Source organism: Pseudomonas californiensis, from assembly GCF_021147775.1.
GTDB classification, from domain to species: Bacteria; Pseudomonadota; Gammaproteobacteria; order Pseudomonadales; family Pseudomonadaceae; genus Aquipseudomonas; species Aquipseudomonas californiensis.
Genome location: NZ_JAGTPK010000050.1, coordinates 1 through 26,600 on the forward strand (window position 1 = coordinate 1; position 26,600 = coordinate 26,600).

The 26,600-nt window shown below is 54.2% G+C and carries 31 protein-coding genes and 3 pseudogenes; 14 read left to right on the top strand and 20 right to left on the bottom strand.

The genetic code is table 11. From position 1 onward, the window contains the following. Positions 1-99 precede the first annotated feature (99 nt). The 7 genes and pseudogenes from KDX37_RS26840 to KDX37_RS26870 form a co-directional block, all read right to left on the bottom strand. Positions 100-609: pseudogene (locus KDX37_RS26840) on the bottom strand (conjugal transfer protein TraG N-terminal domain-containing protein); the annotation flags it as partial. Beyond that, complete coding sequence (locus KDX37_RS26845; RefSeq protein WP_231656269.1) at positions 606-974, bottom strand: hypothetical protein; 369 nt, start codon at positions 972-974, stop codon at positions 606-608. The pseudogene KDX37_RS26840 and the gene KDX37_RS26845, both read right to left, overlap by 4 nt. Positions 975-976: 2 nt before the next feature. Next, on the bottom strand, positions 977-2,347 hold the full coding sequence (locus KDX37_RS26850) for an integrating conjugative element protein (RefSeq protein WP_231656270.1): 1,371 nt from the start codon (positions 2,345-2,347) through the stop codon (positions 977-979). 20 nt (positions 2,348-2,367) lie between these two features. Further along, positions 2,368-3,306 (bottom strand): TIGR03756 family integrating conjugative element protein, encoded by a 939-nt coding sequence (locus tag KDX37_RS26855; RefSeq protein ID WP_231656271.1) that lies wholly within the window; start codon positions 3,304-3,306, stop codon positions 2,368-2,370. Beyond that, on the bottom strand, positions 3,303-3,779 hold the full coding sequence (locus KDX37_RS26860; protein WP_231656272.1) for a TIGR03757 family integrating conjugative element protein: 477 nt from the start codon (positions 3,777-3,779) through the stop codon (positions 3,303-3,305). Before KDX37_RS26860 ends, KDX37_RS26855 begins: the two co-directional genes overlap by 4 nt. Positions 3,780-4,287: 508 nt before the next feature. Next, positions 4,288-4,776, bottom strand: a complete 489-nt coding sequence (locus tag KDX37_RS26865; protein WP_231656273.1) for a YagU family protein — start codon at positions 4,774-4,776, stop codon at positions 4,288-4,290. Between the two features lie 256 nt (positions 4,777-5,032). Continuing rightward, positions 5,033-6,274, bottom strand: a complete 1,242-nt coding sequence (locus KDX37_RS26870; RefSeq protein ID WP_231656274.1) for a lytic murein transglycosylase — start codon at positions 6,272-6,274, stop codon at positions 5,033-5,035. A 1,693-nt stretch (positions 6,275-7,967) separates the two neighbouring features. On the opposite strand from KDX37_RS26870, the gene KDX37_RS26880 reads away from it, so the two are divergent. The 8 genes from KDX37_RS26880 to KDX37_RS26905 all read left to right on the top strand — a co-directional run bounded on the left by KDX37_RS26880 (position 7,968) and on the right by KDX37_RS26905 (position 10,653). After that, the gene (locus KDX37_RS26880) at positions 7,968-8,192 is read left to right on the top strand and encodes a carbon storage regulator (RefSeq protein ID WP_231656275.1); all 225 of its coding nucleotides are present in this window, start codon (positions 7,968-7,970) and stop codon (positions 8,190-8,192) included. Between the two features lie 35 nt (positions 8,193-8,227). Beyond that, positions 8,228-8,644: a TraR/DksA family transcriptional regulator gene (locus tag KDX37_RS26885; RefSeq protein ID WP_024690719.1), complete on the top strand. Its 417-nt coding sequence runs from the start codon at positions 8,228-8,230 to the stop codon at positions 8,642-8,644. A gap of 34 nt (positions 8,645-8,678) precedes the next feature. Beyond that, on the top strand, positions 8,679-8,900 hold the full coding sequence (locus tag KDX37_RS26890) for a hypothetical protein (protein WP_231656276.1): 222 nt from the start codon (positions 8,679-8,681) through the stop codon (positions 8,898-8,900). A gap of 10 nt (positions 8,901-8,910) precedes the next feature. Next, entirely contained in the window at positions 8,911-9,045 is a 135-nt protein-coding gene (locus KDX37_RS29465; RefSeq protein WP_264759402.1) for a hypothetical protein, read from the top strand. Between the two features lie 399 nt (positions 9,046-9,444). Beyond that, complete coding sequence (locus KDX37_RS26895) at positions 9,445-9,633, top strand: hypothetical protein (RefSeq protein ID WP_231656277.1); 189 nt, start codon at positions 9,445-9,447, stop codon at positions 9,631-9,633. 104 nt (positions 9,634-9,737) lie between these two features. After that, positions 9,738-9,821, top strand: coding sequence for a DUF5397 family protein (locus tag KDX37_RS29925; protein ID WP_406643415.1), 84 nt, complete (start codon positions 9,738-9,740; stop codon positions 9,819-9,821). Between the two features lie 87 nt (positions 9,822-9,908). After that, complete coding sequence (locus KDX37_RS26900; RefSeq protein WP_155489993.1) at positions 9,909-10,061, top strand: hypothetical protein; 153 nt, start codon at positions 9,909-9,911, stop codon at positions 10,059-10,061. 103 nt (positions 10,062-10,164) lie between these two features. Then, entirely contained in the window at positions 10,165-10,653 is a 489-nt protein-coding gene (locus tag KDX37_RS26905; RefSeq protein ID WP_057446518.1) for a hypothetical protein, read from the top strand. Positions 10,654-10,698: 45 nt separating this feature from the next. Here KDX37_RS26905 and KDX37_RS26910 read toward each other — a convergent pair whose 3' ends face one another. The 12 genes from KDX37_RS26910 to KDX37_RS26965 form a co-directional block, all read right to left on the bottom strand. Beyond that, entirely contained in the window at positions 10,699-11,379 is a 681-nt protein-coding gene (locus tag KDX37_RS26910) for a DsbA family protein (protein ID WP_231656278.1), read from the bottom strand. Then, on the bottom strand, positions 11,376-11,675 hold the full coding sequence (locus KDX37_RS26915; protein ID WP_004662717.1) for a hypothetical protein: 300 nt from the start codon (positions 11,673-11,675) through the stop codon (positions 11,376-11,378). The genes KDX37_RS26910 and KDX37_RS26915 overlap by 4 nt, the downstream gene beginning before the upstream one ends. Next, positions 11,672-14,629: a conjugative transfer ATPase gene (locus KDX37_RS26920; protein WP_231656279.1), complete on the bottom strand. Its 2,958-nt coding sequence runs from the start codon at positions 14,627-14,629 to the stop codon at positions 11,672-11,674. Before KDX37_RS26920 ends, KDX37_RS26915 begins: the two co-directional genes overlap by 4 nt. Further along, positions 14,629-15,084 (bottom strand): TIGR03751 family conjugal transfer lipoprotein, encoded by a 456-nt coding sequence (locus tag KDX37_RS26925; RefSeq protein WP_231656280.1) that lies wholly within the window; start codon positions 15,082-15,084, stop codon positions 14,629-14,631. Before KDX37_RS26925 ends, KDX37_RS26920 begins: the two co-directional genes overlap by 1 nt. Continuing rightward, positions 15,062-16,558, bottom strand: coding sequence for a TIGR03752 family integrating conjugative element protein (locus KDX37_RS26930; RefSeq protein ID WP_231656281.1), 1,497 nt, complete (start codon positions 16,556-16,558; stop codon positions 15,062-15,064). Before KDX37_RS26930 ends, KDX37_RS26925 begins: the two co-directional genes overlap by 23 nt. Then, the gene (locus KDX37_RS26935; RefSeq protein ID WP_231656282.1) at positions 16,548-17,471 is read right to left on the bottom strand and encodes a TIGR03749 family integrating conjugative element protein; all 924 of its coding nucleotides are present in this window, start codon (positions 17,469-17,471) and stop codon (positions 16,548-16,550) included. The genes KDX37_RS26930 and KDX37_RS26935 overlap by 11 nt, the downstream gene beginning before the upstream one ends. Next, positions 17,468-18,136: a PFL_4703 family integrating conjugative element protein gene (locus KDX37_RS26940; RefSeq protein WP_231656283.1), complete on the bottom strand. Its 669-nt coding sequence runs from the start codon at positions 18,134-18,136 to the stop codon at positions 17,468-17,470. The genes KDX37_RS26935 and KDX37_RS26940 overlap by 4 nt, the downstream gene beginning before the upstream one ends. Beyond that, positions 18,133-18,525, bottom strand: coding sequence for a TIGR03750 family conjugal transfer protein (locus tag KDX37_RS26945; protein ID WP_231656284.1), 393 nt, complete (start codon positions 18,523-18,525; stop codon positions 18,133-18,135). Before KDX37_RS26945 ends, KDX37_RS26940 begins: the two co-directional genes overlap by 4 nt. 15 nt (positions 18,526-18,540) lie before the next feature. Further along, positions 18,541-18,909 (bottom strand): TIGR03745 family integrating conjugative element membrane protein, encoded by a 369-nt coding sequence (locus tag KDX37_RS26950; RefSeq protein WP_005769295.1) that lies wholly within the window; start codon positions 18,907-18,909, stop codon positions 18,541-18,543. A 19-nt stretch (positions 18,910-18,928) separates the two neighbouring features. Next, positions 18,929-19,168: a TIGR03758 family integrating conjugative element protein gene (locus KDX37_RS26955; RefSeq protein WP_044423286.1), complete on the bottom strand. Its 240-nt coding sequence runs from the start codon at positions 19,166-19,168 to the stop codon at positions 18,929-18,931. Further along, positions 19,165-19,530 carry an integrative conjugative element protein, RAQPRD family gene (locus KDX37_RS26960; RefSeq protein WP_406643410.1) on the bottom strand — a complete coding sequence of 122 codons (366 nt, stop codon included), beginning with the start codon at positions 19,528-19,530 and terminating at the stop codon, positions 19,165-19,167. Before KDX37_RS26960 ends, KDX37_RS26955 begins: the two co-directional genes overlap by 4 nt. A gap of 79 nt (positions 19,531-19,609) precedes the next feature. Next, positions 19,610-19,942, bottom strand: coding sequence for a DUF4177 domain-containing protein (locus tag KDX37_RS26965; RefSeq protein ID WP_231656287.1), 333 nt, complete (start codon positions 19,940-19,942; stop codon positions 19,610-19,612). Between the two features lie 456 nt (positions 19,943-20,398). On the opposite strand from KDX37_RS26965, the gene KDX37_RS26970 reads away from it, so the two are divergent. The 6 genes and pseudogenes from KDX37_RS26970 (at position 20,399) to KDX37_RS26990 (ending at position 26,387) form a co-directional block, all read left to right on the top strand. Then, positions 20,399-21,706: an MFS transporter gene (locus KDX37_RS26970; RefSeq protein WP_231656286.1), complete on the top strand. Its 1,308-nt coding sequence runs from the start codon at positions 20,399-20,401 to the stop codon at positions 21,704-21,706. 132 nt (positions 21,707-21,838) lie between these two features. Next, on the top strand, positions 21,839-21,991 hold the full coding sequence (locus KDX37_RS29930) for a hypothetical protein (protein ID WP_373567677.1): 153 nt from the start codon (positions 21,839-21,841) through the stop codon (positions 21,989-21,991). Positions 21,992-22,000: 9 nt separating this feature from the next. Continuing rightward, positions 22,001-22,352: pseudogene (locus tag KDX37_RS26975) on the top strand (transposase); the annotation flags it as partial. Positions 22,353-22,649: 297 nt separating this feature from the next. Further along, on the top strand, positions 22,650-23,750 hold the full coding sequence (locus tag KDX37_RS26980) for an amidinotransferase (protein ID WP_005614684.1): 1,101 nt from the start codon (positions 22,650-22,652) through the stop codon (positions 23,748-23,750). Positions 23,751-23,836: 86 nt separating this feature from the next. Continuing rightward, positions 23,837-25,090: an ATP-grasp domain-containing protein gene (locus KDX37_RS26985; RefSeq protein WP_057428382.1), complete on the top strand. Its 1,254-nt coding sequence runs from the start codon at positions 23,837-23,839 to the stop codon at positions 25,088-25,090. 52 nt (positions 25,091-25,142) lie between these two features. Further along, complete coding sequence (locus KDX37_RS26990) at positions 25,143-26,387, top strand: ATP-grasp domain-containing protein (RefSeq protein WP_020306539.1); 1,245 nt, start codon at positions 25,143-25,145, stop codon at positions 26,385-26,387. A gap of 114 nt (positions 26,388-26,501) precedes the next feature. Here the strand turns inward: KDX37_RS26990 and KDX37_RS26995 are convergent. Further along, a pseudogene (locus KDX37_RS26995) lies at positions 26,502-26,600 on the bottom strand (IS5/IS1182 family transposase); the annotation flags it as partial.

The following is a 26,600-nucleotide window of genomic DNA, read 5'->3' on the forward strand; positions in this document are numbered from 1 at the left end:
TCGGGTCGCATCATGGCGAACGGGCTCCTGAAGGGAATCGGGAGCACAGCATCCGGTATCAGCTCAGTGGTTTGAATGTGGGGTTCATGGAGCGCTTACGTTGATACGTGCCCTGTTCACATCCATTCGAACTTGTTGCAGGTCTACACCACAAGGGATCGCCGCGATGGAGGCTGCGGTTGCGGCTTTTGAGATCGCATGCACGAATAGCCACCACACAGGAACAACGGCGCTTTTTCCATTCAAGGTACTGAATGAGGTATTCCAACCCGTATCGGCCGGGTTGGGTACCGAATACTGACACTGCTCCGAGCGGCTTCGATCAAACTGCAACGTGTCGATGCTGACGGTCACCAAAGGCATGCAGCAGACAATGATGACCAGAATCGCGGTGTAGAAGCGGTTCTCGACTCGGGCCAGTGAGAGCACCCCTTTGTTGCCTTCGTCGGCCCCCTCGGCACGTGCCTTGAGCCATTCGCTGATGATGATGGCGGCAAACGGCGCAGCCACCAAGCCGCTGTCCTCGATCATGTCCCAGACGCCGCTGTTGATGATCCAGCCCACCAGCGTGAGGTAATACTCCAGGTAATCATTGGTGTGTAACATCATAGTGTACTGACTCCCTCGAGTAGGCCGGCACGCCGTAGCTCCATCAATGCAATCAACAGCAGGGCGATCACCTCACATCGCATTAGACCTGCGGGAATATCGGAGGATGCCTGTTGAGCCAGTTGCTTCCTGATCTTGAACCATCCGAAGGCCAGCGTTGCGTAGACCAACAGCCGCCAGGCCAGCATGTACCCGTAGTGCGTTCTCTGCCATTCGCTGAATTGCTCCAGATCCCCAAACACCTTGCTGACGAACGTCAGAAACGTCACGACCAGTAGCGCCATCAGTAATGACATCGATAGAAAAGCCAGCGCAGCTTTGCCCGCTTTTCTCCATCGTCCAGTTTTTGCTGTGGTCGACGTCATTGTCAGTCCTCCTTCTTGGGACTTTGCAGTTGTTTGAGGCGATCCGGTGTGGGATCACCCTGGAAAATGATCTTGGAGCCTTCCTGTCGGCCCTGAGCTCGTTGCAGAATGGCTGTCGGAGAGTTGCTGGCCAGATTGCGCCGCATGTCCAGCTCGGTCTTCAGGTTGTCAATTTCCTGTTGCAGGTTGTTGTTCTGCTGACTGACCGCCTGCTGGGCCACATCATTGGCGGCGATGTTCGGTTCCTTGCTCCCGGTAAACAGGGTGCGTTGAAGCAGCAACGCTTTACCCAGCACATCTGATAAAGCGAGCTCTGAAGCAAGGCGTTTGGCCAATATGTCTTGATCGTGTTCGGAACGAAGGGCCTCGACCACGCCACGCGTCACAGGCAGAGAGCTACTACTGGCTTGCGACAGGTTCTCCTGTGTGAGGGACTTGTTGCCTGAAATAAGCTCCTGCAGCGCCTTGAGTTTTGAGTCGTAGGACTCTTGAATGAGGGGCGTGAGTCCAACGCCGGCAGTGGAGGTGGTTTTGGTGCAACCCTCACACGTGCGTTGTTGCTGCTCTCCCAGAACACGGTTGGCGAATGTGGTTGCTTCCTGTGGCGAAGACCAAGTGGAGCACACCATGCCGTTGTTGCAGCTTGATGGGCTGATAGACGCTGTATCAGCGGCATTACGTCCGTTCAGCAGGTTGTATCCTGCCCGAGTGACATCGCCTACGACCTTGATCGGTTGCTGGCCCGATCCGCCGGCCTTGCTCCCACCCACCCAGGTGATACCGTCATTCCCACCTTGCTTTTCGACCTGAGCAACGGCCGAGACCGCATCTGTGTTTCCGGTTTTCACTGCCTGACTCATGGCCTGGCCTTCGGCGATCTTGTCCCAGCCCATTTGTCCGCCCGCGACATCGAGCATCTTGTCCGCTATGGCGCGGCACGTGCCTTTGGAGCGGTCGAAATCAAGACGGCCTTGCAGGATGCCGTTGGTGAGCAGATTGTAAAGCGCTGGATTGGCGCGTTGGATAATCAGCCCTGGCAATGATGCCACCGCGCTGGTGGCGTTGGAGATCATCGAGCCCATGATCGTCTGAAAGCCGGAAGTGGCACCGTTCAACTGATTCTCCAGTGTATTGTTCAGGCTCATGTTTCCGCAGACCAGGTTGCTGTTCCAGCCACCGCCAATGCTGATGCTGTCCATGTTCCCGGCGCTTCCCATGGTCACGGCGTTGCCGCCACCGACGCTGTACAACACATCATCACCGATGACGCTGCCGGACGAGCTGGCACTGATCCCCGGCGTCTCGGCAAGGGCGCTGTGGACCGTCAGGGCGCTCATAAATGTGATAGTCAACATGGCGGCGGCGCGGCGCATGATTGAAGTCCTCTTGATCATCATTGAAAGTCCGTACTGCCAAGAAAGGTTTGTCCTTGCCGCTTGCAGCAGGAATAGGGTCGCCATAGCGCCCAGGCGTATGAACCGTCTGTGGCTTGCATGCCTGGGCCAAAGTTAGGAAATACAGCGCAGCTCGGACTGAGAGCAGGAGTGAGCTCTTGCCACTTACCCGTGGCAGCGACGCCCTCAATCAGTTCTCCCGCAGGCCAATAACCTGGCATCGGTAGTGCGCGTAGGGGTAGGTAGACATGGACTTGTCCAATTCTGGTGACCACATCGCCAGCACGTTGAGCAATGACCGCAGCTGCCTTGTAATCGTCGGCTTGATGGATGAAGCCGCTCCGGGGGTAAACGCTACCCCACATGTCGCCAGAGAAAAGGCCACCCACTTCTCTGCGGCCAGGGATGAGCGCCTCCGGGTACACCGATTCAGGAACGCCGTGGCGCCAGGCAACCGTATCCAGTGTGCTCAAGAGGTAAGGCATGTATGGAGTAGCAGCACCTGGGCAGGCGTAGCCAGAAGCACTCGCAAACCGGCTGAACGTCGCTCCCCCGGGGTGGCCAATGACGTCAGCATTTTTGAATTTAGCCAGGCTGTCTTCGTTGTTGTGATTGGTGGTTCCGTCACCGCCATCCTGGGCAAATGAAGTGGGTGAGCTCAGCGAAGAGACTTCGACCCAAGGGTTTTCACCGGTATTCGAATAGCTTGAGACCACGGCGTCTGGAACGAAGTGACGAACCTTGGTCGATGTCTTGACCTTGCAGCCAAACGGTGTGCAGAGCAGCCAGTAACAGATCCCGACCACCTTGTATTCCAGGCAGTCAGGCGACAGGGTTGAGGCGGCGAGGGTGGCCGATGTCACTGTACCGGCGGCGACTGGCCAGGTTGAGATAGACAGGGCCAAGGCCGTCCAAGCAGGAGGCTTACGTAGGTTCATTGCGGTGCCTCCGCTTGGCCTGATGCGTTTTGGTGTTTGGCGGCTGCGCGCCATTGGGCAATGCGGTATTCAGCCGCTATAGCGTCGGATTCGCCATAAACGACAAACTTGCGGTCGACCACCACTGCTGGGACCTTCGTGACCCCAATGCTCCAGGCGTCGACAAGGTTCTGTTGAGCCAACGCCAGGTCTCTTTGCAAACGCAGCGCATCGTTGCTCTTGAGGCGCTGCTGCATGATGGCGATGGCTTGTTGCTGATTCGCCGGCAGTCCTTCAGAGAGCTTGGTCTCAAGCCGCTCTTGCTCGTCCAGGAGAATCAGCCGGACATGTGCCGGTGCCTGAACAGGATGGTTACGGTCCGTAATGACCCACGTCTCCGCGTGGGCGAGGGTGATCTGGGAGGCCATGACCAGGCTCAGGAAGCCCAAAAGGCTACGTTTGGATCTGAAGCAATAGGTTCTGGAGGGAAGCATGTGGCAGTACCTGCAGATGGTGTCAGGTACAGGAAACGCGATTGATGAAGAGCCGTCAGTAGGAAACCGTTATCGGGACGGTTGGGGTTTGGTGGCGCCTGTCTGGGCCGTGCGCCTGCCATCGAGCAGCAGGCGCGGTAGCATTTTCTTATAACGCCGCATAAACACTGGTGGTAGGCTTTCCCGGAAGCCTGCTGCTGACTCTCTTTGGAACGACAGCGAATTTCCGCCAATCCTGATAGAGAGTTCCACTACAGCCAAGATCCGTCGTGCAACATACCTTCGACCTGGTCAAATCAAACACCTCATAAGAGTGGCTTCGATGACAGGCCGCACGCCAGAGCGGACGTGCTGCTGCTTTGGCTCACTCACACAGCTGGCCTGCGCGTCACAGAGCTGGCACAGCTTGAAACGTCGCCTTTACCGCCAAGCTGGTAGACGCAATCAATCCCGGTCGAAAAACGCGATGGTCGCAGGTTGAGGCCATTTCGATTGCAGGCCGTTACAGCTAACCAGGGCCGGGCGACCAACGTTGCTGCAGATCGCGACGTATGACTTCGATCACCCATATCCATAGCAAGTGTCCAAAGGTTTCAGATGCCCATTCCGCTGGAGGAAGCTCCCAGAGCGGAGGAGCCCAGTTAAACATCGGTAAAATTACCCCGTGAAAAGCCAGGGTGACAAGCATGCCAAAGCCAAAACCTTGCCATACGGCAACACGCGGATATCTAAGGGCAGTCAGGCAATAGAAGATGGCGAAAAAAATGGAAAAGCTTTGGTGAATCAAGGCGCTGCCATAATTCACCATGTGCTCGGAGTACACGTAGGTAAGCTGATTAGTGTTGATACCGAGCGAATCAAGCATCTCTAAAGGCGGGATTGGACGATCTGGTGTGCGAGGCGGAAATGGGATTTCCGTCCCCCACTTGACAAAGCTAGAAACGTTACCTCCAATTAGGCCGGCCGCTGCCGCGACATAATATTCACGAGTTTTCAAGTCAACATCCTTTCCTTCGATAGACCAAGCTTGAGAGATCCAGATCCGCGCCCAGCGCGTTTCCTCAAAATAGAAGTACCCGACGGCTATTCGTATCACTATGATTTTAATAGGTAAATTATAAATATCGAAGCGATCTTATTCTGGGACTGCACACGATCATACAAATTTTTTCGCTTTCTTTCTGGGGGGTGTAACCCGGCGTAACCCCCCCCCAAAAAAAATATAGCGAGCTAAACCTATGAAGTGAGTACACCTATCGGCGCAGGCTCTCCAGTAGTACAGTGCTGGCGTAACCGTCGGGTGGCAAATGCTGATCCTTCTGGTAAGCCCGGATGGCCGCCCGGGTCATCGCCCCTATCACACCGTCAGCAGCACCCAGGGAGTAGCCCTTAGCAGTCAGCAGTTTCTGCAAATCGGTTACCTGCGCAATGCTGCCCAAGGGAGGATTATCAGTTGGCCACGGGTGAGACACGCCGGTCCCGCCAGCATAACTGTCGGCTAGTAGCCCGATCGTTAGCGCATAGGCAGTGGAGTTGTTATAGCGCAGGATGCTATGGAAATTACTTAGGACCATAAATGCTGGCCCGCGATAACCTGCGGGCAGCAGGACCGTTGCTTGCTCCTGTGCGAGCTCGCCCGGAATCGCTTGCTTCGTTCCCATCACCCCGAGCCGTTGCCATTCGGCAACGGGCTTCTTGATCGAAATGTCAGCCTGAGCGTAATCGAAATTCTCGGGCAACTGCACCTCCTGTCCCCAAGAGACGCGCGAGTTCCAGGCGCTGCGTTGTAAATAAGAGGCAGTGGAGGCCAGCGCATCGGCCCGGGAACTCCAAACGTCGCGCCGATTGTCGTGGTTAAAATCAACTGCATAGTCGAGATAGGTCGTCGGGATGAATTGCGTCTGCCCCATCGCGCCAGCCCACGAGCCAATCAATTGCGCACGGGCGATGTCTTTGTTTTGCACGATATGAAGGGCGGCCATCAACTGTGTAGCCCCGTAATCCATCCGCCGGCCCTTGTAAGCAAGCGTGGCCAAGGAACGAATCACATCGCGACTACCAATATCCTTACCGTAGCCGCTTTCAATACACCAGATGGCCGCGATAATCTTCGCATTCACACCGTAATGACGCTCTACCTCGTTCAAAACTGGCTCTTTTTGCAGAAGCTCCTGCCCTTGCTGGGTATTCTTCGGAGTCAGACGTTCAGACAAATAATCCCAGATGGCCGTCGTGAACTCTGGTTGCGCCATGTCCAACTGGTGCACAGTAGGGTCAAGCGTGATGCTTTGGAAGGCAAGATCGAGTGTGGCTGTGTCGATGCCCTTAGTACTTGCATTGCTGCGGAAAGTAGCCAGCCATTGCTGAAAATCCGCCTCTGACGTGCTCTCGTTCGACACGCTGGGAGTCATGTCTGCGGAAAAGCAAGCTGGAGCTGCTGATGCACATGAGAGCATAATGACTGCCAGCGATGTAGTTATAAACCTGGAACGCATAGCTTTTGCTCTCCTGTAAAAATTCCAATACGGTGCTCGTTCAGTGAAAGTGGATTATGTGGTGCTTCTAACTTGGGCGAGGTATCAGAGGTGTTCTGCTCCAGCCTTATCACTGAAAAGAGGTAGGTGTTCCTGATTTGCATAATCTACATACCCTATGCGCTGAGCCATGTGTTCATATAACAGAACTATACGTGGTCATCACCAAGCGCTGAATTCCATTGAAAATTGCTATCAGCGAGGTAGATACTGCAATTTCACGCTATGTCGACAGCGGGGAGCCCGTAGCATTCGGGGGCAAACTGTGCGGTCAGCACTTCCTATAGGAAACAGGCCCTCTTACTCCTCTTCTTTCACTGCGTCTCCACTGCTTGGTAGTCACTCCGTCATGTCTGCCGGCTGAGCCGGTGACAGAGCATCTGTTTTTTCTAGCCGCCGTCTCAATCTCGATGTGTAGGATTTTAAATTCCTACACACGGACCTTTGCCGTCTTATCCTCCTTGCCGTTTGATAAGTTCAAACCCCTGCGCATAAACAAGGTTGAACGTGTCTACCACATGCATTATTTCTTCGTCAGGCAGGCTGGCGGGAACTGTTAGTACCGGTTCGCCACCCGCACCTCGCACTGTAGCAGTATGGGGACTCGACTTCCGATCAATCCGAATATCATTGGGGTTTACGAGGTAAAAAAAATTGGTCATGTGCTTCTTCCGTGATTGCTGATAGAGTTTGAAAATCGAACGGTGACGCTGCGGAAAAGATGATTTCTATACAAATTCCGCACCGAATATCCAGAAGCGTTTGGGCATAAGTCTGTTTGTTTCAGTTTTCGCGAACTGTTACCTCTGGCGTTTCCGAACGCACGTGCTGATGGTGCGGTCCGTATTCCTGTTTGCAGCAAGATCTCGTCCAAGGCGTTCCTCTTGTGTAATAAAGTAGCGATGGTTGTGATGCTCCGGTGGCGCCATGTTTTCATGTCTGAACTGGGAAAGTCGTAACAAAGTGAGGACGCACCTCAGTCAAATTTTGCGCTTCTTGGAGTATCCTGTAGGCATCCAGATTGCCGTTCCAATTATTAGCCCTTTTAATTGATCTTCTCCTTAAATAAAAAGTGTTAGTGACCCGCTAAGGTCAAGTCATTGCATTCCATTGAGGATCACAAAGCGCTGTAACTGGATTACGGTCTTCTGTAATCCCACCATCTACAAATCTTCTCTTTTTCGCAATTTTTCCGTAACACAGGCCTTGGTTAGCGTAGCCAGCGATTTGGTTCCATCAGCAATAGGCCCAGAGGGTCTTTATTGATCTGGATCAAAAAAACATGAAATTTGAGGCTCGAGGGTACCTATGACATTGTTTATCAGCGATAACGACCGAACGTAAAGTCGCACTGTTGCTGCATCGTGTTTTGCTGCGTGCTTTAATCGGAATGCTACATCCACCGCTGTTGAGGGCGATGACCCGTTCATGCATTTTGGTATTAGGTTTACGCCCAGCGTATCGACCGGCACCCTTTGCCAGGTCGGTGCCTTGGTACAGCTGCCATGATTTTGTTCGTCAGTTGGGCGAGGTCTATCGTCTGACTTGAACATCCTGGCAGCGGTGGTGGCTGTCCTTTGGTTGCTCGATACAGCGTTGGTTTATGCCAGAGGCAGAGCGCTGATCCAGTTTTCTAGGTAAAGAGGAAAATCGTATGCTCCTTCTGACTCGCCGCGAAGGTGAAAATATTATGATTGGCGATGGAATTCAGATCCAAGTCCTAAGCGTTTCAGAGGATACTGGGGATGTACGTATCCAGATTGAAGCCCCGGATGTCGTCGAGGCCCAGCGCAGAACCGTTGGGAACGAAGTGACCGATCACAAGCCTGTCCCTGTTATTACTCATAAGCGGCGGTGGCGTTCGTTGGTCACTCAGTAGGAAGTTTGGATGACCAACCAGATCAGGAGCATAAGATGGCATCGATGAGTGTTGAGCAACTGCTGAATCAAGCAGAGGACGAGTACATGAGCGTAGACCAGCTGGTCTTTTTCAAAGATAGGTTGGAGGTCAAAGCCGCAGAGCTTCGTGATCGTTTGCTCAGCTGTCAGGCCAGTTGCGAAATCGAGCGTCACCCGGACGAAGCCGACTTCGCTTCCGATGAGGAAAACAGAGCGGTGGCAGCAAGCATGATAGAAAGGGACAGACAGACGTTGAGCCATGTGCTTAAGGCCCTGGAAATTCTCGCTCTGGGCGACTACGGTTTTTGTCAGGAAACTGGCGAGGCCATAGGCATAAAACGCCTGCTACTGGTCCCCGAGTCGTTGTACTCGGTAGAATCGATGCGGGCGCTGGAGGCCAAGGGAATGCACCAACGCCAAGTGGCCCAGTAAAGTCGCCGCAGCGAAGTGATCCGGGAAAATTGCGATGACTGCAAAAAGTGTCGAGCGCGATGTGGCTATCTCAGAGCTTGCCGACCATTTGGAGAGCGATCTGATGCCTTGTCCAGCAGGACGTACCGCACTGTTGACGTGGATAGAAAAAAAGCTTGCTCAAATAGCGCTCAATCCTGTAATCACAGCAGCTGATGCAACGTGGTTGATCGAAAGTGCTTATATCCAATGGGCCGCTGCACAGCCAAAGTGCTAAGGGACATTCTATGAACGCGATTCCTACCCCTTTCATGGGGTTCATAGCGTTTACCGTACCGCTTAAGGCCAAAGGCGATGGTTATGACTATCCCATCCTGGTTCGGATCGAATTCAGCGACAGTCAGATGATTCAGTCCAATTGATTTCCCGTGGAGGGCACACAGGAACCCTTGATCACAAATGCTAGAAGGGTGAACATCTCAAACAACGAGCCGGACAACCGCCCGTATGGCCCCCTTGATGGCATCGTCCTGAGCCGGTGGGCTTTTTCAAAAGCGGGCTGGGTGCTTCGCGACGATGAGTAGGTCAGTGTCTATTGGCCTTAACCGACTATTGCTCCCCAACCCCGAACACGCATCCTGCGGCGATTCGATGGAAAGCGCTGTGCAAACAGTCCTGCGTTGTTGGGCAACATGGTTTGCAGAGTTGTTTAGTGTAGGTCAGCGGTTGACATCGGTAGAGCTCAAAGCGGATTACCGTCGCCGGGGCCGGGTCAGTAGAAAAACACCTCTTTTGCACCGAAAAGGCACTGGGAACGTCGTATGAAATTAGCATTGGCTCAAATATTTGCGGTTTTAGTTTCAATAGGTCCTGGGGCGGCAGGGCAGCGCACAGCAGATCTGGCGTACACCGAGGCCGGTATGTTTGCTCTTCTATTTGGAGTGGTTCTGATGATGCCAGTCTTTGGACTCGAGATATTTGAATGGCTACGTGAAAAGACTCTGACCTGATAGGCAGAGATGCCTATTTAGCGTGTCTGGGCCGTTCTTGACTGTGTAGAATGCAACATCAGAGCATCTTCAGAGCTGAGTAGGTCGAGGTCTTGCCACCATAGTTGATTTATGTCGCCATGGTGGAGACATGTGAAAAGACTGAGTACCGCTTGGCGCATCTGTTTGACGACACTGAGGCGCACTGATTAGTCTGCGACATGCGCGCCTTGCGCATCGAGCAATGGTCTGACTTCACCCTGGTGGTGAAGTCGTAGCAATAGGAGTGAGTCATCATGAAAAACGAAAGTAAGCCGCCGATGTTCGGTCCCTCGGGAATCTTCGATACCACGACCTACAGGCCGCGCTCATTCAAAACCTTCTGGATGCCTTTGAAAGACGGGATATTTAAGATGAAAGCTGGCCAAGCTGAAATAGCTTGTGCCTAAGTAGAAATTTCGCTGTACCGCCCAAGCTCTGCCATGTGCTATTAGGCTCATTAGGCTCGGACGGTAGTGAATCTTCAAACACTGCGAAATGTGGATACTTAAAATGATTAAAGTTCAAATTTTAGACAAGTTTTTAACTTTTATTGTCTCTCTGCTTGTTACCTATCCAATCATCTGCTTGGTACTCGCCGCAACGATTTACAGCTTTGTGCCGGATAACAACCATGGCATCAAAACCATCCCCCTTGCGGTGTATGGCTGGATTGAAGGGCAGAAGCACAAAGACTCAGCAGATGGATATTTGAGCTTCAAAAAATGCCTTGACGCGCCAGATTTCCAAGGCACGAGCCCTAAAGAAATTAAGGACTGTCAAAGTTGGGGCAGCGACCAGGTATCAGTTGATGATGCTGCTAACATGGTAGTTAATGTCGTCTTCCTCTTTTACGTTGCGTTCGTGGGGTGTGGCGCCTTTCTGATGTTTGCGGTGAAGGTTTCGACTGATGGTCTGAAGAGCATGCTCCTGCCAACGTATAATCTCTTTAAAGAGCTTTTTGTTACGCTTTACGGACTGATCAGAAAGAAACGTTATTAATGCCCACGAAGTTCCTAGACCTTGCCGACTTCAAGGTTCAGCAGGTTAAGGATTCTCGGCCAGCCAGTCGATTGCGGAAAGCAGCACGTCGCCGTTTGGAGCACCCTGCAGCTTGATCGAGCGGCCAGAGTGCTTGTCCTTGATGACCAGCGTCGGTGTGGCGGTGATGCCGTCCTGGCTGGCCTTGTGAGCCTGGCTAACAACAGCCTGCCGGACAGTCGGGTTACTCGAAGCGCAGTTATCAATAGAGTGCTGTCGATCCTCCACCCCCGGGATCTGGGGATTGCCAGCAGTTCCAGCACCGTTCGACCGAGTACGTTGATAAATGAGCTCGACGGCGAGCCAGAACACGTCATTGCCTCGCTCGATCCCTGCGCACTCAGCCCAGCGAGCTTCATAGCTCGCGGTCGGCTCGTGCATTGGAAGAGGCAAATGGTGCCACTGAAGATTCACGTCTGGATGCTGATCAACCCATGCTTTGAGCTGTGGGAAGTAATCCTTGCAGTACGGGCATTCCAGATCTGCATATTCGACAATGGTGAAACGGGCACCACGGCTGCCGTAAATCCATCCGCCACTTGGCCTCTGTTGACTCTCTGCTGACGCCTGGGTGCCACCTGTGACTCCAAGCGTGTTCTGCCTCAGCTCTGTCAGCAGAAAAGGTGTGAGAGCCAAGGCTGCCGCACCGATGCCGTACAGCATCTGGCGACGTGTGGGTCGCTTCATGCGGAGGCCTCTTTATCGAGGAACTGTTTGGCCAGCAACTCCTGATTCAGCAACGTGAGAAGAGCCTTCTGGGCGCTTTCGGGTTGCGGGTGATGCTCAAGCCATTGGTCCAGCGCTTTGTGCAGTTGGGATTGGATCTCTCGACGATCAACCGCTACATGTTTCACGACTTCCAAGTGCTCGATCAGCACTGGCGCGCAGATCTTCAAGGCCAGCAGAGCATCTTCCTGCGGGTTTTTGAGCAGTTGAGTCAGGCTGTCGATCAGATTTTGAGTCAGGGCATCCATGGCTCTCATGCCAGGTTCTCCAAGGGTGAAGAGGGGAATGTAATGGTTGTCGGTTCAATCCCGCGAATGCGGTCGAGGTCGTGTGCGATCGCCATTGCGGCTCCCAGCTCGTCTACCCCTAACGACTGCATTAGATCGTACCGCTGTTTTTTTTCTTCCGGCTCAGTCATGGCCAATGCCAGGAGCAGGCTTGGGGGCACGGCTCGAAACAAAACCTCCATCGATTTGGAAAGCACAACCCCTTCAGTATACTTTCCGCTCTCTTTACGGGCTGACAGCATCAGTGACTTTTGCGCAGGCGTCAGCTTACGGAACGTGGTGATTTTCTCCACTTCATCCGGTGGCATGTTCAGGCAGATCCACCACTCGATCATGTTAAGCATCGGTGCTGCTGCTGACGGAAGGTCGTCGATGTTCTGAGTGGCAAGCCAGAACCAGGCACCGAGTTTTCTCCACATCTTGGTGATCTTGATGACGTAGGGCGAGAGAAGGGGGTTTTTCGTAATGATGTGACCCTCGTCAGTGAAGTTGACGATCGGACGCCCCTTGAATTGGTCCCGTTCTGCAATGTTGTTCACGGTGTTGATCAGCGAGATGTAGGCGACTGACAGTTGGGCGTTATACCCCTCGCGGGCGTAGGTGGCCAAGTCCAGGATTGTGATGTCGGCCTCAGGCCAAGGCGTACCCTCCCGGTTGAACATCTCACCGTCAGCCCCCATGCAGAACATGTCCATGGCTTCAGCCATCTCAAACATGCGTTCTCGGCGCTTTTCCGGAAGGGTGGTGTCCTTGCCAGCGTCACTCAGCGCATCACGCACATCCTCCGTCTTGACTGCTCGTTCAGCGTCAAAGCATGTTCTGGCTGCCGTCAGAATGCAGTGCCTAATGGCGCTGCGGTCTGCGCGAGTGAGTCGAGCCTCTTCTCTCTCTTCGCCGCCGGTGATCATGAGCCTGGCCACGATCTCCATTTCGCCCAAAACATCACGCTCCTCTTCGCCCTGTTCAGGCATTGTTTGCAGATGCTCATCGGATCCTTCAATGTCATCGGCATCCAGGATCGTGACTTTGTCAGGTGTTGACACCAGGCGAATGGCATCAGTGAAGGGGGCCAGACTCACGCCCGACCCTGGCGCCAACTTGAGCCGGTTGACCGTCAGCCCAAGCTTTTGGGCAAAATCTCCCAGTAGGCCGAAACTATTACCGGCTTCAATGATGAACAGGCGCGGCCTGTAAATGGCGATTAACTGCATCAGCAAATTGTTGGCCGTGGCTGACTTACCTGAACCTGTCGGGCCAAACAGGAGCAGATGGGCATTCATCTGCCGATCAAGCTTGTTGAATGGGTCGAACGTCAGCGGTGCCCCGCCCCTGTTGAACAGGGTTATGCCGGGGTTGCCCGTGCCGCTGGCACGACCCCATACCGGCGAAAGGTTCGCGACATGCTGGGCGAGCATCATCTGCGTGTACCAGTCCAAAGCATGTTTCTTGTTCACATCAAAACTGGCGGGCAGCCACCGCAGGTAACTGCTGAGAGGGGCGAGTTCATCACGAGGATAGACAGGTTCCATACCGACGCTAAGCATGGCATTGGCAAGCTCCATGCTCCGACTTTCCAGTTGTTGCTCATCCTTGCCCGTCAAGTAAAAAACCACGTTGCCACGGTACAGCTTGTGTTTTCGACCGATCAGTTTCCGGGCCTCGTCGACCGCTTCACGGGTCAGGGCGGAGGCTTGATTGTCGCCGACTGATTTACGTGCCAGTTTTTCCAGGTGGGCCTCCAAAACATCCTGGGGAGTGATCACCAGCGTGATGTTGAGTACCGTGTCTTCGGGCAACTTGTCGAACAAGGCATGCAGCGCGTCCCCGCCTTTACGGTTTTCACCCGTCAGGTGCCCGGTCTTTGGCGCATCGCGTAAGCGATCGAGGACGATGACCCGATGAGGGCGCGAGTCGAAGTACCAGAGACCTTTCTTGGCATCCGATTGCGGTTCGCTGTAAAACAGGCACTGAGAGAAATCATCGCCGCTGGCCAGCGGCAGCGTGCCCTCTTCTGGTGGTTCGACCTTGCGGTTATTGACGATTTCGAAGAAACGATCAATGTCCTGGCGCTTTGATCCCAAGTGTTCGGGATGCGGGTTGAACCAGTGCAACAGCCAGTGACGAATGTCATGGCGATCCATGCGCCGGGTTTTGATGCCCGCGTTGGCCAGTCCTCCCGTCAGGCGCTCGCAAATGTTTTTCAAGTACATCGACGGCGTCTGGCCACGAACCAGTCCATCGCCGGTGCAGCGCCGGTAGACGACCATGCGAACCCTGCGTTGCTGGCCGCGCCAGGGCAGTTGAGACACTTTGGTGTCTTCAAATAAACCACCCGGCTTGGAGATTGCCTCTAGGTGATGTTTGAATTGCTGCAGGTACATTTCTGTAAACGCCGTACCCTGAGCGCGAGGCTGGACGTAATCATGCAACGTCTCCAGATAATCTTCCCAACTGGTTTCATCCTTGGCGTAGAACTGCACCACCCAAGGCGATTCATCCAGTTCGTCAAAACTGTCCTGCAGCGCATTTTCAAGAGCATCGCGCGCTTTGCGTAACCACTCAGGATCCCGACCTTCGGTGCCGATGGGGGTGAGCTCATAGAATGCTGCCAGTGACTTGCCGTCCTCGAGCAGCATCGCTTGTTCCTGAGGGAGGTACTCCGTCCAGGGCAGCAAGTCTACGAATGACGGGTTGACGGCATACAGGGCTGCGATATCGTCGACCGTCGCAGGTTTGCGCTTGGGATCTAGCCATGCGCCAGGCTCTGGTATTCCCTCAGCCGCCAGGCGAGCCAGATAACGCTCTCTGGCCTGCGCGAAGATGGCCTCTTCTCGTAGCTGATCGGCGATCGTCTCGACTGGAGTATCAACCACGGTGTCAGTGCCTCGATCCTGACGCTTTGTCAAACGCTTCAAAAGTCCCATCAATAATCCTCCACCCGCTCACCGGGCATCGCGTATTGCACGCGTTGATACAGCGGAAAAACAGTCGTATACCCCGGTACTGGCGCGGGATCTGAGCCCGCCAGGTGAGGGAATACGTACATGACCAGGTCCGGATTGGGCAGGCGCTTGAACTGACTGTAGATCTCGTTTTGAGCCGTGCGTGTGTACGCGGCGCTGCCTTGCAGTGGCTGAGTGGTCCGCACATCGATCGGGCGGCGCAGCTCTGCGCGAGCATCGAGCAGTTGCCGACCGCTGCCGCCCGAGCCCGTGGTGCCCTGGTTCCAGACATCCATCATGGTGCTGTCGCCATGCGGTAGCATTTCCTCCTTGCTGGTCTGGCATCCTGCGAGTGTGAGCAAGGCGACAATGAGTGACAGCCCGAGCCGTCCGCTACGGGGTGGCCTTGAAAGATCAATCCAGGTTGGCAGTGGCATGGCTCGCTCCTGAGGCGTACTTGACCTTGCGGCCTTTGAGTTCGTAGTCAATTTCCAGCTCTTGATCGATGTGCAGTGAGACCTGCGCACCAGGTAAGACGTAGATGGCCGCAAACGCCTGGCCATACAGTTTGTTGACCCAGCTGGACACGTCCGTGACGCCTTGAGTGAGAATTTTGCCCATCGCCTCGTTACCAGACAAACCGGTGCTACCCAGCGTCCCAGAAGCGTTCGAGACGTAAGAGGAGGTGCTGCCTTCGGTCTTGATCAACGAGGCTGCTCCAGCACCTGCTGCGGTAATGAGGGCTTGTGAGCCGATGTACTGCTGCGCATTGCTGCGTCGCTCGCCGGCGATACAGGGAATGCCGTAGGGATCACTGATCCAGCCCAGACCACCCTGGATGGGTTGTTGGTCGCCAGAGTTGTTCTGATTGTTCTGGTTATTATTCTGCTGATTACCGCCCTGGACTGGGTCGGGTAACGTACGGACAGTCCCATCGTTGAACACGAAGGTCAGGCTTTTGATCTGCCCCCGCACGCACGAGAGGGTCCAGTCGCCGGACGCTGTACCGCTGGCTACCGCACCGGCTACGTCAGGAAGGTCGATGCCATTGGCAGTGAGGTTGTCCGGACCGATCAACACCTTGAACGGGTAGGGGTCATTAACCGTCCCATCCACGGGAACCCGGCCAATCAGCGCTGACATGGCCACAGATCCCATCAACGTCGAGTTCTGAGGCAGGGTGTAGGCACGACGTACCTTCTTACGCTCCTGTTGCTGGCCACCCATGTCATCACGAACAGACTGTGCGCCTGTCGTCAGGGCCTTCTGGCCTCGATCAACGGATTCGCCAAAAGCGGTAGGGAAACTGTAGCCGCTCGCGGCGACGCTGTTGCCGTTACCGATAGGTTTGCCATTGCTGTCCACGGCAGTCGCGTCCTGCGGATTGACCCAGACGATATCCGAACCATTTGCATCGGATTTGAACTGCTGGCCATCGCCCGATTGAACGCCGAGCCCGATGGGCAGGTCCGAGTTCGAGGCACTGTTCTGTCCCATCCGGGTCAGTTCATCCATCTGTTTGCGCAAGCCATCCAGCACGCTCTGCTGTTGCTGCTGACTGTCGAGTTTGAACTGCTCCTGGGCATTCTTCAGACGCTGCTCTACCGTCTGATCGATGTTCGCCAATCGTATTTTGAGCGCCTCGTTGTCCTGCTTGACGGCAGTGTTCTGCTGGATGACATCGGATATCTGCTGCTTGAGCTCGCGCCCTTCAGCGACGACCGTGCGCAACGTGTCGCTCGGCGTGTCGCCTTCCACACCCAGAGCCTTGGCCTGCTCCGCTGTGAGTTTTGGGGCCGGTGCGTTGTCAGCCTGCTGTTCGGGTCCACCTCTCATCATCTTGATGCCAATGAACACCGTGAGCAGGAGAAGCGGAACCACCAGGTACTTGAGCAGCGGGTTACTCTTCATGCTTGGCTCCCTGCGCTGCACGCGGATCTGCTGGGGCGGCGGAGAACACGGTTGCTTGTGTCAGCCCGTGTCCCCGCGTGACCAGGTACAAGGTCGTAGTGTCACTGGCATCACCACGAGGTCCGAGATACGGGTGCTGAAATGCTGCGGTCGCGAACTCACCCATCAGTTCCCGAGGGTCGAGCGTGACGCGCTGCGCCGTCTGGTTTTGTAGCTTCACAGCAGTCACCCAAAAATCGTCCAGACGCCATGCGCCTAAGGGTGCGGCCTTCACAGGCAGAGTGGGGAGCAGGGTGGTCAGATCCAGACTGCGATCGATCTTCACCTGGGCTATGCCGTCCACCGGCTCGATGGTGCGCAACGGTGCATAGAGCATCTGGGCCGCATAGCGTGTCAGAACCACTGGGACAGGCGTTTCTCGCTTGACCACTTCCTCTGGCTCATCGTCTTCATCGTTCGACCGGCTGGTTGAATCCGTGCGCTTTGTAGTGGCCTTGGCTGAGCGTGCTGTAGCAGCCCCTCCGTAGCGTGCGGATGATGTCTCACCTTCCACAATCTTCACCGGCTCCAGCGCCGGTTGATCCGTAGGGGCCTCTGTAGCAGCGATGTCCACCAGAATGATCTCGCCGGTCTTGGCGTTCTGCAGCTGGAGTCGAGTCGGCTCGATCGCTTCCTTCGCAAACAGGTAGATCGCGCCGCCCGTGCTCTGCACCCGCAGCTTTTCAGTCAGCGAGCGCGGGAGTCCCACACGAACATTCTGATCGACGAAGACGATGCGTTCCTGATTGATGCGCAGTGGAATGGCCAGTGGCAAACGCTCCCAGCGGAGAATCTCCACCGCCGAGGCGATTTGGGCGTTGCCAGCCAAGACCATCAGTAATGTCGAGCATGTGAGTACACGCAAAACACTCATTTGAAGACTCCTCTCGACGGGGTTGCTGGAGCTTCAACATGGCCCTCGATGCGTTGTGGTGCGCCGCTGTAGCAATCCCAGGCCAAACCGAAGGGATTGGTTTCAGGGTCGACGTCCATGTGTACAACGTGAAGCGGGTATCGTGCGAGGGCACGCTTGACCAGCTGACCGCCGTAATACTCGTCGGCTGAGATGTCGAGCGTCACCGTCCAGTCGTCGATGGAGTTGGTCACCGTCCGCAGTTCAGGCGAGTCGCCAAAGCCTCGGCCGGGAATCTCGTAGACACCGCGGACACGCTTGCGCAGCTCACCACTGGACTTGCGCAGATCAAAATCGCTCTGCAGGTATTGCTTGCAGGCCGGTGTGATGTAGGCGTCCAGGCGCGTGATGTTCGTCTGATAATCCTGTTCACCGTCGACCGGCCAGCGGTTCATTTGCTGAAAGATGTACAGGCCAAAGGCGTACACCGACTGAGGAGGGATGTCCCACCAAAGGCGTGTGCTGCCGGAACGCAGGTCGGGCGGAACGTGAATGGTCATGTTCTGCGGTGCTCGATACCAGCCGATACCCAGCCCCAAGGCCAGGAGCGCCAGCAGGACGATGGCCATCCTCAAACTGGTGATGTGCGCTCGCTGCGAGTCGGCCAGCTTTAAATAACGGCTCATTGTTGCGCCCTCCGACGGCACGTCCAGTTGCCCGATCGGATGACCAGATCGGCGTTGTTGTATGACGTAGGGCCGAGTGTGGCGAGCCGCAGCTGCAACGTGCGGTAGAACCAGGTCTCTGGTCGACCGCGTTTGAGACGTCGCAAGACCCGAGCTGCGATGAGCAGCCCCAATGTTCCTCCGATGAGTGCGCAGACCACGGGCATGGATGGAGTGATCACGAAGGCCAATGGCAGCCCCATCACAAAGCCTGCCCCGCTGCAGCCAAAAACGGTCACCCACATCTCGTCCGCCGTAAGACCGCCAATCACCACGGGCTGGTTATTCAAGCGACTGGGCAGAAAACGCAAGGTGCCGTCTTCATGCTGATCGTGCTGAAGCTCAGTCATGGAAGCCTCTACGACTTAAAGGATGTTAGACGCGGTGGTGACCAGGTAGATCGTGACGCCAATCAAGCAGACGCCGACGACAGCGGTGCTGCCCAGATCGGCCCATTTGGCCTTGCCCATGTGGATTTCGTGATAGACGCCCAGCGCATGTCGGCCCACCAGAATGATGCCGAACGCGCACAGGCATAAGCCGAGCAGCGTGAAGCCGTCGAAGGCATAGTTTTGGAACGTTTGCAGGAAGCTGGTCCCGGTGCCGCGCGTGGGGGCTTGGGCACCCGGTAGCGCTGCAAAACTACTACCGGGGGTGGCAGCCATCAGCAGGACCGGATAAGGCCGATGTTTCAAAAAGGCACGTGCCTGGGTGAACAATGAAAGCAGCGTCATCTTTATCTCCTGTGAAAAATCAACTCAACAACATGAAAGTCATGATCATGAACAGCACCGCCCAGCGAGCGGCAGCGACTGCCGCCGCCGGGGCTGCCAGGTTTCGGGTAGCCCAGCCGCGATAGATGCTTGAAAACACCCAGACGCCCCACAGCAGGAGGATCCCCACTGCAATTCCGGTCCACAGCGTGTTGCTGCTGGCTGGCGTAAAGCCGGCCGCTGCTTGAAAGGCGCTGATCTGGGTGGAGGACATCGTCATGGCGTGTGATCACCGCTGACGTTGTACTGGCCGGAAATGTCTACGGGGTCACGAGGCTGTGCCCGGGAGGGCGACAGATAGTCCTGCAGGCCCTGGCGGATGCGGGCGATGTCGCTGGCCAACCGGGGATAGTCCAGGTGATAGCGTTGGGCCGGGTCTTGTGGAAGATCGACACTGCGCTGGGCGACGGCCTCGAGCGCGTTGAGCTGGCGAATCATCACTTGCACATTGGCTTGTTCAGAAGCCGTGCCGGCTGCTCCGGCATGCGCGGAAAACAGCAGGGGTGTGCACAGCATGACTGCGGTCAAGCAGATCTGCACACGTGAAGACGTTGATCTGAGCGCGGGGGGATTGAAGTTCACGTCGCGGGCCCTGGAAGCTGTAGGAATCTATGTCCACAGCATGACCAAGGGCCGAGTTTGAATCAGTACGAAACCCTTTTTAGGTCTGAGAGGGTTTATCCAAACAGGTCGGTGTGACAATGCTGCGTTTAAAGAAGAACAGGAACCCGGTACTGATTGCATACCCAACCGCCCAGGCCTGGGCGTTTTGATTACCAAATCGTTCGTGGCCACGATTGATCGGCTGAACGCTGACCAGCTCCCATCCTTCTCTGCCGTGGCGATTCAATACGGCCAGCGTTTCAGGGTTGCTCAAATATCCGTGGATGTCCGGTTCGGTCGTGTCGTCCGTCGACTTGAACATCAGCACGCCGCTGGTCACGGTTTTGTAGGGGAGTGGGACGAAGGTCTGGGTGTATTCAAAGAGTGTCATAGGATACCAACTGCAAGGTGGGGTGATCGGACAGATCATCATCGAAAAGCTCGGCGATTGGTGTCCGGGAATTTTGCCCAATCAGGAAGTCTTTTTCAGAATTTCCCTTGAGTGGTGTTTAAGACGGATTCGGGTCCACGCAGTTAACGCAATCCTCGCCCAGTATCGCGTCGGCAGGTAGGGCGAGCTGAGGGCGAAGCAACTGTCGTATCCTACTGAATCCACTTTGCCCATCAGAAAGCTCCAGTCGCGCGCGATGAGTACCAAACGCCATCATTATTGACGGGCATAGCGCCTTTGCATATGGCTCATTCAGGCGCTAACAACTCCACCATGGCCTTTACTTTTTCAAGATATGGGGGAATAACGGAACCCATCAGCACAAGCGCACCACGAACGTAACACTTAAAGTGCCCAGATCACCGCTCCCTTTATTGCGCATTAAGAAATTACCCGATGGAAACGTTTTTTATGGCTTTATCGAACCGTCCGGAAATCATCGATACCGCTGATGGCCATTCCCTTTCCAACTCAGACAACAGCGATCTTGGGAGCAATTGGCAGGTGCGTTTCTGGATGATTTTCTCCGGTCAAACTCTTTCCCTGATCGGCTCCGGGCTGACCCAGTTCGTTCTCCTTTGGTGGATTACAGACACAACGGGTAGTCTGGCAGCGCTGGCAACCGCTGGGGTCGTAGCGCTCTTGCCACAGGCGCTGATCAGCCCTCTGGGAGGCGTATTTGCTGACCGCTACAGTCGCCGCGTGTTGATGATTGCCACCGATATGATCAGCGCGCTGTGCATGTCGATATTGATCGTACTGTTTCTTACCGAGCGTGTTGAACTGTGGCACATTTACTGGATGATGTTCGTACGCAGCGCGATGCAGGCGTTCCAGACGCCGGCCGCATCGGCTAGTGTTGCTATGCTTGTGCCACGCAGTTTTTTACCCCGTGCAGCGGGTCTGAGTCAGGCCATGCAGGGGATAATCTTGGTTGCTGCCGCACCGCTAGGCGCGCTCGCTATCAGCATGATCCCGCTGGGATGGGCACTGTCCATCGATGTGGTGACAGCACTATTGGGCTGCTTGCCGTTGTTGCGCTACCGTATTCCCCAGGCATCCAATAGCAACCGCACGGGCCTATCAACTCTAAGGAGTGAGTTTCGCGATGGCTTGCATTTGATCTGGAGTCACCCTGGCTTGCGCCGCCTCTATGCGTTGATGGGGGCCGTGGTACTCGTGATTATGCCTTCGTTCACATTGGTGCCATTGTTGGTCAAAGAGCACTTCGGCGGTGGTGCGCCGCACGTTGCGTTTATCGATGCAATGGCAGGCGCTGGCATGCTGATAGGGGCCGTAGTTGTGGCGCTATTTGCGCCTCGCCAGCCAGTCACATGGATCCTCTGGGGCTTCGCTACCTCATGTTTCGCGCTAGCATTAACAGGTCTGATGCCGGCCGACCGCTTCAATATCGCCGCAGTGTGTTGGATGGTTAGTGGCATGTCCTTCATTCTAGGCGATGCCCCAATGACTGCATTGCTGCAAAGCAGCATCCCCAATCACCTGCAAGGGCGTGGTCTTTCGTTGCTGAATATGGTCATGGGGCTAGCCGCTCCACTAGGTTTGGCGCTGACAACTCCACTAGGTGAGCTTATCGGCGTGCGATGGCTGTTTGTTGTTACCGGCGTGTTAGGCGGACTGATTTGTCTGATGGGATTTTTTTCAACCGCCGTGCGCCGTCTTGAAGACGGCACGCACTATTGATGCCCACTCACAAATAACGTTCGTGGCATGGAACCGATAACGACTTTTTGGCCACTTACATGGTTTGAGGACATTCCGATGCATGCACTCTAGGTTTGGCAGAGTGTTTGATCTCAACCGCAGGGACACCCGATGAAGCAGATGATCTTCGCCGACTCCGAGTACGCTGATAAATGTAAGCAAGCCTCTAAAGAGCGTTTTCTGACCAAGCCTCATTATCCCAAATGCAAAGGGGTTCGTCCGGCCTTTCCGCCGATGGCCGTGCTGCGCATAAAACATGATTAAGCAGGCGGGATCAGCGGTAATGCGGGTTACACCGGCGTGGACAAGCATCAGGATCGTCAAATTATCTGGTCGATTGTTGTACGTCCGAGCCGCTGCAAAAAGCTTGATGAGACTAGTTGGATCGTGCAGGTGCATTGCAAAATCGAGTACGCGAAAGCCCAGTGCGCGCAAAGGTCGAACATCCGTTCCGCGTGATCAAGCGCCAGTTTGGGTATACGAAAGTGCGGTTTCGCGGGCGCTCTAAAAACACCGGGCAATAGGCCGCGCTCTTTACCCTGTCGAATAGTTGGGGGGGCGAAAGCGCCTGCCGGTGATAGGAAAGTTGCACCTAAGTGTGGAAAACGTCTTGGGACGGTGCTAATCGACAAAACTTAATGAATTAAACGCGGGAAAAGTCTGAGGGTCTGATAGGACGGGGATTTTTTGAAACTCAGGCTAAAAAGTGATCAAAAGTTGATGCCTGCTTCAGACCTTCCTCAAGGCGTTTAATGAAAAAACCTGGAGGTGCCATGGTGTAATCATCTACCTGCTGACGCTATGAATGCCTGAATAACGTGAATCTCAGGATGCAGCGCTTGGCTGTGAAGGTCATACGTTTAAATGCGCCCCTTCAGTCAATATAGCGGCGTTTAAAATCGATAGAAAAACAAGGTCAACCATGTCATATCAAAAAGCAGAACCCGCTTACTTCACAACGACCCAAAGCCCAGTAGAGGTTTATACAGAATGGGACCCGTTGGAGGAGGTTATCGTCGGAATCATGGATGATATTCGTGTCCCGGATTGGGACATCGGCCTAAAAGCAATTATCCCGAAAGAATCCAGTGATTTTTTTATGACGTACTCCGGGCGACGCTTCCCAGAGGAGTTGCTTGTTAAAGCCAGGCAAGAAGTCAACACCTTGGCGCGAATATTGGAAACTGAAGGCGTTCGCGTAAAAAGGCCCAATGAGTCAAATCACCACCAACCCATCATGACGCCGCACTTTACAACGGGCGGAACCTTTTACTCCGCCATGCCCAGAGATTGTCTTTTCGCGATCGGCAAAAAAATCATTGAAGTACCCATGGCTTGGCGAAGCCGTTACTTCGAGACCTTCGCGTTCCGCGACCTGTTGAACGACTATTTCAGTCAGGGCGCCGAGTGGATCGCGGCCCCCAAGCCCATGCTGAAGGACGATGTCTGGCAACCGAATTATGATTTCGAACAAGAACTTCCGTTTCGTTCTATTATCACGGAGGTGGAGCCGCTGTTTGACGCCGCCGATTTTATGAAAATGGGCCGGGATATTATCGGGCAGCGCAGCCATGTGACGAACAATAAAGGCATTGAATGGTTGCGTAGAACCTTGGGTCCAGACTACCGCGTGCACATCTATGAGTTTGAAGAGCCGGGCCCCATGCACATTGATACAACGATATTGCCGTTAGCACCGGGCCGCGTACTCATCAATAAAGATTGGGTGCCACAGATTCCTGATATTTTCAAGGACTGGGAAATTCTCAATCCGCCCCCCTCCAACCTCCCGGATGACCATCCTTTGTTCATTACGTCGAAGTGGATTCACACGAATGTCCTGATGCTTGACGAGCGGACTGTCGTGGTCGAGAAAGATGAAGAGGCGCTCATTTCCGCTTTCCGCAAATGGGGCTTTGAAACCATTCTTTGCCCTTTCAAGCACTTCCAATCCTTCGGCGGTTCGTTCCATTGTGCCACTTTGGACGTTAAGCGACGGGGAGGACTGCACCGTTATATTTGAGGGCCTTGCCTAGGCGTGTGCAGGGCCTGAAGGCCCTGCCACTGACAAAGACATTTTCAATCGGACACAGACGATAGGAACTCGATATGCGCCCTACAAAAAAAATACTGGTGGTTTCTTCCGAACTGGATGCCGCGAAAACGGTACGCGACGTCAAAACCATGTACCCGTCTGCCACGTGGGATTTTATCTTCCTGTTGGAGGATTTTCTGGGAGTGGCCAACGATGAGCTTAAGTGCCCAGGACACTTTATCGTGCGCGACTTCGCCGACACAGCCGGGGTGATGGCGGTGCTGGAAGTGATTGCCCAGCAGCACGTTATCTCTCAGGTTGTCCCCAGCGATGAATTTTCTGTTTACATTGCTGCATTGGCCAATGCCCGCTGGGGTCTTCCCGGTATCACCCGTGAAAAAGCCAAATCTTTTCGTGACAAAAAAGCAATGAAGGAAATCGCTCAACACGCCGGTATCAGGACTGCGCGGGAAATCACCTTGTCCGACATCGAGGGCGGGCATGTTGAATTTCCTGTGGTCGTTAAACCACGCTCTCTGGCAGGTTCAATGGGCGTCAAAATCATTACTGAAGCAAAACAACTGACGGAAATGGATGTTGACTGGGGAGCGGCTTACCGAGATATGGATGAGCGGCAGTACATGATTGAACAGTACAACCCTAATACGATTTATCATATTGACTGCATTGTTCTTAAGGGCCACCTATCTTTTATTTCAGTCGGTCAGTACTTGGGTAAGCCTATTGACTTCCTGCAAGAAAAGCCCGTCGGAGTATTGTCTGTACCTGATCAGGCTGTCGAAGATACGTGGCGACCCTTTGCTGAATCCGTGATTAACGCTTTTGAAGCCCCTGAGGGGGTTTATCACATTGAAGCCTTTGCCGATGCCGGCTTCGGCTTAGAGTTATTGGAGATTGCTTATCGTCCTGGCGGAGCAGCGATTGTAGAAATGATTGAGATGGTGCATGGGCTGAATTTGAAGTGCATTCACTTAGCGGCGCAACTGGGGCTCGTCGATTATGTCGAATCGCAACGTCAGGAAGAGGCGTTTGGTTATATGACTTTTCCAAAAAAGCATCTTTCTACTGAAGCGCTTTACGTCACTCAGATTTCCTTGCCCCCCCTCGAAAGCATGCCGACCTTGAGAACCCACGTAGTGCCGGCTCTAGGTGACATCGCATCAGGTGAATTCTACTGTTACAAGGATTCGCTGGGATCCTTCGTATTTTGTGGAGACCGTGACCTTGTCTCACGGGATGTGCACTACCTGAGCGAACATTACTCGGTACAGGTCGCCGCGAAAAACAGCACTCCGTTTCAGGAGTGACATTCCCCTTTGCACAATTAATGACAACCACATTTAAAAGAGCTGTCAGGTCATGGACAAAAATAAGCCAAACACTATTCTGATCGTCTCTTCCGAACTGGATGTAAGCGAGGTGGTCTCCCGAATCAGGAGTCTCTACCCGATCGCTGCCTGGACGTTCATCTACCTTCTGGAGGATCTTCTGGGGCAGGCGGTAGAGGAGCTGAATCGCGATGGACACTTTGTGATCCGAGACTTTGCCGTTCACACCGAGGTCGAAAAGGTATTCGGCCAGATTGCAACGAAATATTCCGTCACCGCCGTCATTCCGAATGACGAGTTTGCGGTATACATTGCTGCATGGGCCAACGACTGTTGGCAGCTGCCTGGATTGACGTTTGACGTGGCGACACGGTTCCGTGATAAAAAGCGAATGAAACACATTGCCCAAACGTTCAATATCCCGACAGCAAAAGAACTGTCGCTTGATGACATTACGCGTGGAGAGGTGACGTTTCCGGTTATTTTGAAGCCTCGGTCTCTGGCGGGCGCTGTAGGGGTCAGAATCATTACTGAGGCCCAGCAACTTTCTGAGGCATATGCCACCGAAAGTGATGACTATCAGGATATGAACGAGCACCAGTATCTTATTGAAACTTACAACTCACAACCCCTTTATCAAATTGACGCGGTGGTTCTAAAAGGGCAGCTGGCGTTCCTGTCTGCAGGTGAGTACCTAGGTAAACCCATCGATTATCTGGCCGAATGTCCACTGGGATATTTTTCACTTGCTGAAGACGATCTACACACTCTCTGGCGTCCATTCATCGAGCGAGTATTGTCCGCTTTTGAGGGGCCTGATGGTGTTTACCATATTGAAGCGTTTGGTGATGCGGGCGACGGATTTGAATTACTTGAGATTGCCTATCGGCCCGGTGGGGCTTCCACTGTCGATATGATAAAAATCGCTTATGGGATAGACCTGCGTTTCATTCATCTTGCCGTCCAGTTAGGGCTTGTCGATGCCTTGCACGTTGACCGTAAGGGCGAGGCGTTTGGCTATATGACGTTCCCTAAAAAACACCTCGCCAAAGAAATGCTTTACGTCACTCGGGTTTCACTGTCGAGTATGGAAACCCTGCAAACACTGAAGATGAAGAAAATTGCGCAGGTAGGCGATATTGCTTCAGGTGAATTTTTCTGCCACAAGGATTGTTTGGGGGCCTTTGTATTCTGTGGCGATCGAGGCAGCGTCGCTCATGACTTGAAGCATGTTGAGGAGCATTATCAAGTGCATGCAGAAGCTGCGCGTGGTTGATAGACAGTACCCGTCCGGGCATCCCGGCTTGAATTAAACCGGTCGCCAGTTATGTGGCAGCAACTGATCTATCTCGCATCGCCCGATGCGTCGGCTGGCGCGTGAGAACCTTCCTTAGGTTTTGTACGAAAAGTATTGCCGCATACAACGTAGGCTGCAGGCCAGCGTGACCATGGCTGCGTAGCTCTTGGCCAGCTTGTCGTAGCGGGTGCC

What these genes read in the sequence shown, in the direction of transcription:
- KDX37_RS26955 (WP_044423286.1), bottom strand. Translation starts at nt 19,168, where the DNA reads ATGACGATGTCCTCCACCCAGATCAGCGCCTTTCAAGCAGCGGCCGGC.
- KDX37_RS26925 (WP_231656280.1), bottom strand. Translation starts at nt 15,084, where the DNA reads ATGCCACTGCCAACCTGGATTGATCTTTCAAGGCCACCCCGTAGCGGA.
- KDX37_RS26965 (WP_231656287.1), bottom strand. Translation starts at nt 19,942, where the DNA reads ATGACACTCTTTGAATACACCCAGACCTTCGTCCCACTCCCCTACAAA.
- KDX37_RS26980 (WP_005614684.1), top strand. Translation starts at nt 22,650, where the DNA reads ATGTCATATCAAAAAGCAGAACCCGCTTACTTCACAACGACCCAAAGC.
- KDX37_RS26855 (WP_231656271.1), bottom strand. Translation starts at nt 3,306, where the DNA reads ATGAACCTACGTAAGCCTCCTGCTTGGACGGCCTTGGCCCTGTCTATC.
- KDX37_RS26970 (WP_231656286.1), top strand. Translation starts at nt 20,399, where the DNA reads ATGGAAACGTTTTTTATGGCTTTATCGAACCGTCCGGAAATCATCGAT.
- KDX37_RS26985 (WP_057428382.1), top strand. Translation starts at nt 23,837, where the DNA reads ATGCGCCCTACAAAAAAAATACTGGTGGTTTCTTCCGAACTGGATGCC.
- KDX37_RS26885 (WP_024690719.1), top strand. Translation starts at nt 8,228, where the DNA reads ATGGCATCGATGAGTGTTGAGCAACTGCTGAATCAAGCAGAGGACGAG.
- KDX37_RS29465 (WP_264759402.1), top strand. Translation starts at nt 8,911, where the DNA reads ATGAACGCGATTCCTACCCCTTTCATGGGGTTCATAGCGTTTACCGTA.
- KDX37_RS26890 (WP_231656276.1), top strand. Translation starts at nt 8,679, where the DNA reads ATGACTGCAAAAAGTGTCGAGCGCGATGTGGCTATCTCAGAGCTTGCC.
- KDX37_RS26905 (WP_057446518.1), top strand. Translation starts at nt 10,165, where the DNA reads ATGATTAAAGTTCAAATTTTAGACAAGTTTTTAACTTTTATTGTCTCT.
- KDX37_RS29930 (WP_373567677.1), top strand. Translation starts at nt 21,839, where the DNA reads ATGAAGCAGATGATCTTCGCCGACTCCGAGTACGCTGATAAATGTAAG.
- KDX37_RS26940 (WP_231656283.1), bottom strand. Translation starts at nt 18,136, where the DNA reads ATGAGCCGTTATTTAAAGCTGGCCGACTCGCAGCGAGCGCACATCACC.
- KDX37_RS26930 (WP_231656281.1), bottom strand. Translation starts at nt 16,558, where the DNA reads ATGAAGAGTAACCCGCTGCTCAAGTACCTGGTGGTTCCGCTTCTCCTG.
- KDX37_RS26860 (WP_231656272.1), bottom strand. Translation starts at nt 3,779, where the DNA reads ATGCTTCCCTCCAGAACCTATTGCTTCAGATCCAAACGTAGCCTTTTG.
- KDX37_RS26935 (WP_231656282.1), bottom strand. Translation starts at nt 17,471, where the DNA reads ATGAGTGTTTTGCGTGTACTCACATGCTCGACATTACTGATGGTCTTG.
- KDX37_RS26870 (WP_231656274.1), bottom strand. Translation starts at nt 6,274, where the DNA reads ATGCGTTCCAGGTTTATAACTACATCGCTGGCAGTCATTATGCTCTCA.
- KDX37_RS26850 (WP_231656270.1), bottom strand. Translation starts at nt 2,347, where the DNA reads ATGCGCCGCGCCGCCGCCATGTTGACTATCACATTTATGAGCGCCCTG.
- KDX37_RS26920 (WP_231656279.1), bottom strand. Translation starts at nt 14,629, where the DNA reads ATGGGACTTTTGAAGCGTTTGACAAAGCGTCAGGATCGAGGCACTGAC.
- KDX37_RS26945 (WP_231656284.1), bottom strand. Translation starts at nt 18,525, where the DNA reads ATGACTGAGCTTCAGCACGATCAGCATGAAGACGGCACCTTGCGTTTT.
- KDX37_RS26845 (WP_231656269.1), bottom strand. Translation starts at nt 974, where the DNA reads ATGACGTCGACCACAGCAAAAACTGGACGATGGAGAAAAGCGGGCAAA.
- KDX37_RS26990 (WP_020306539.1), top strand. Translation starts at nt 25,143, where the DNA reads ATGGACAAAAATAAGCCAAACACTATTCTGATCGTCTCTTCCGAACTG.
- KDX37_RS26915 (WP_004662717.1), bottom strand. Translation starts at nt 11,675, where the DNA reads ATGAGAGCCATGGATGCCCTGACTCAAAATCTGATCGACAGCCTGACT.
- KDX37_RS26900 (WP_155489993.1), top strand. Translation starts at nt 9,909, where the DNA reads ATGAAAAACGAAAGTAAGCCGCCGATGTTCGGTCCCTCGGGAATCTTC.
- KDX37_RS26895 (WP_231656277.1), top strand. Translation starts at nt 9,445, where the DNA reads ATGAAATTAGCATTGGCTCAAATATTTGCGGTTTTAGTTTCAATAGGT.
- KDX37_RS26910 (WP_231656278.1), bottom strand. Translation starts at nt 11,379, where the DNA reads ATGAAGCGACCCACACGTCGCCAGATGCTGTACGGCATCGGTGCGGCA.
- KDX37_RS26880 (WP_231656275.1), top strand. Translation starts at nt 7,968, where the DNA reads ATGCTCCTTCTGACTCGCCGCGAAGGTGAAAATATTATGATTGGCGAT.
- KDX37_RS26950 (WP_005769295.1), bottom strand. Translation starts at nt 18,909, where the DNA reads ATGACGCTGCTTTCATTGTTCACCCAGGCACGTGCCTTTTTGAAACAT.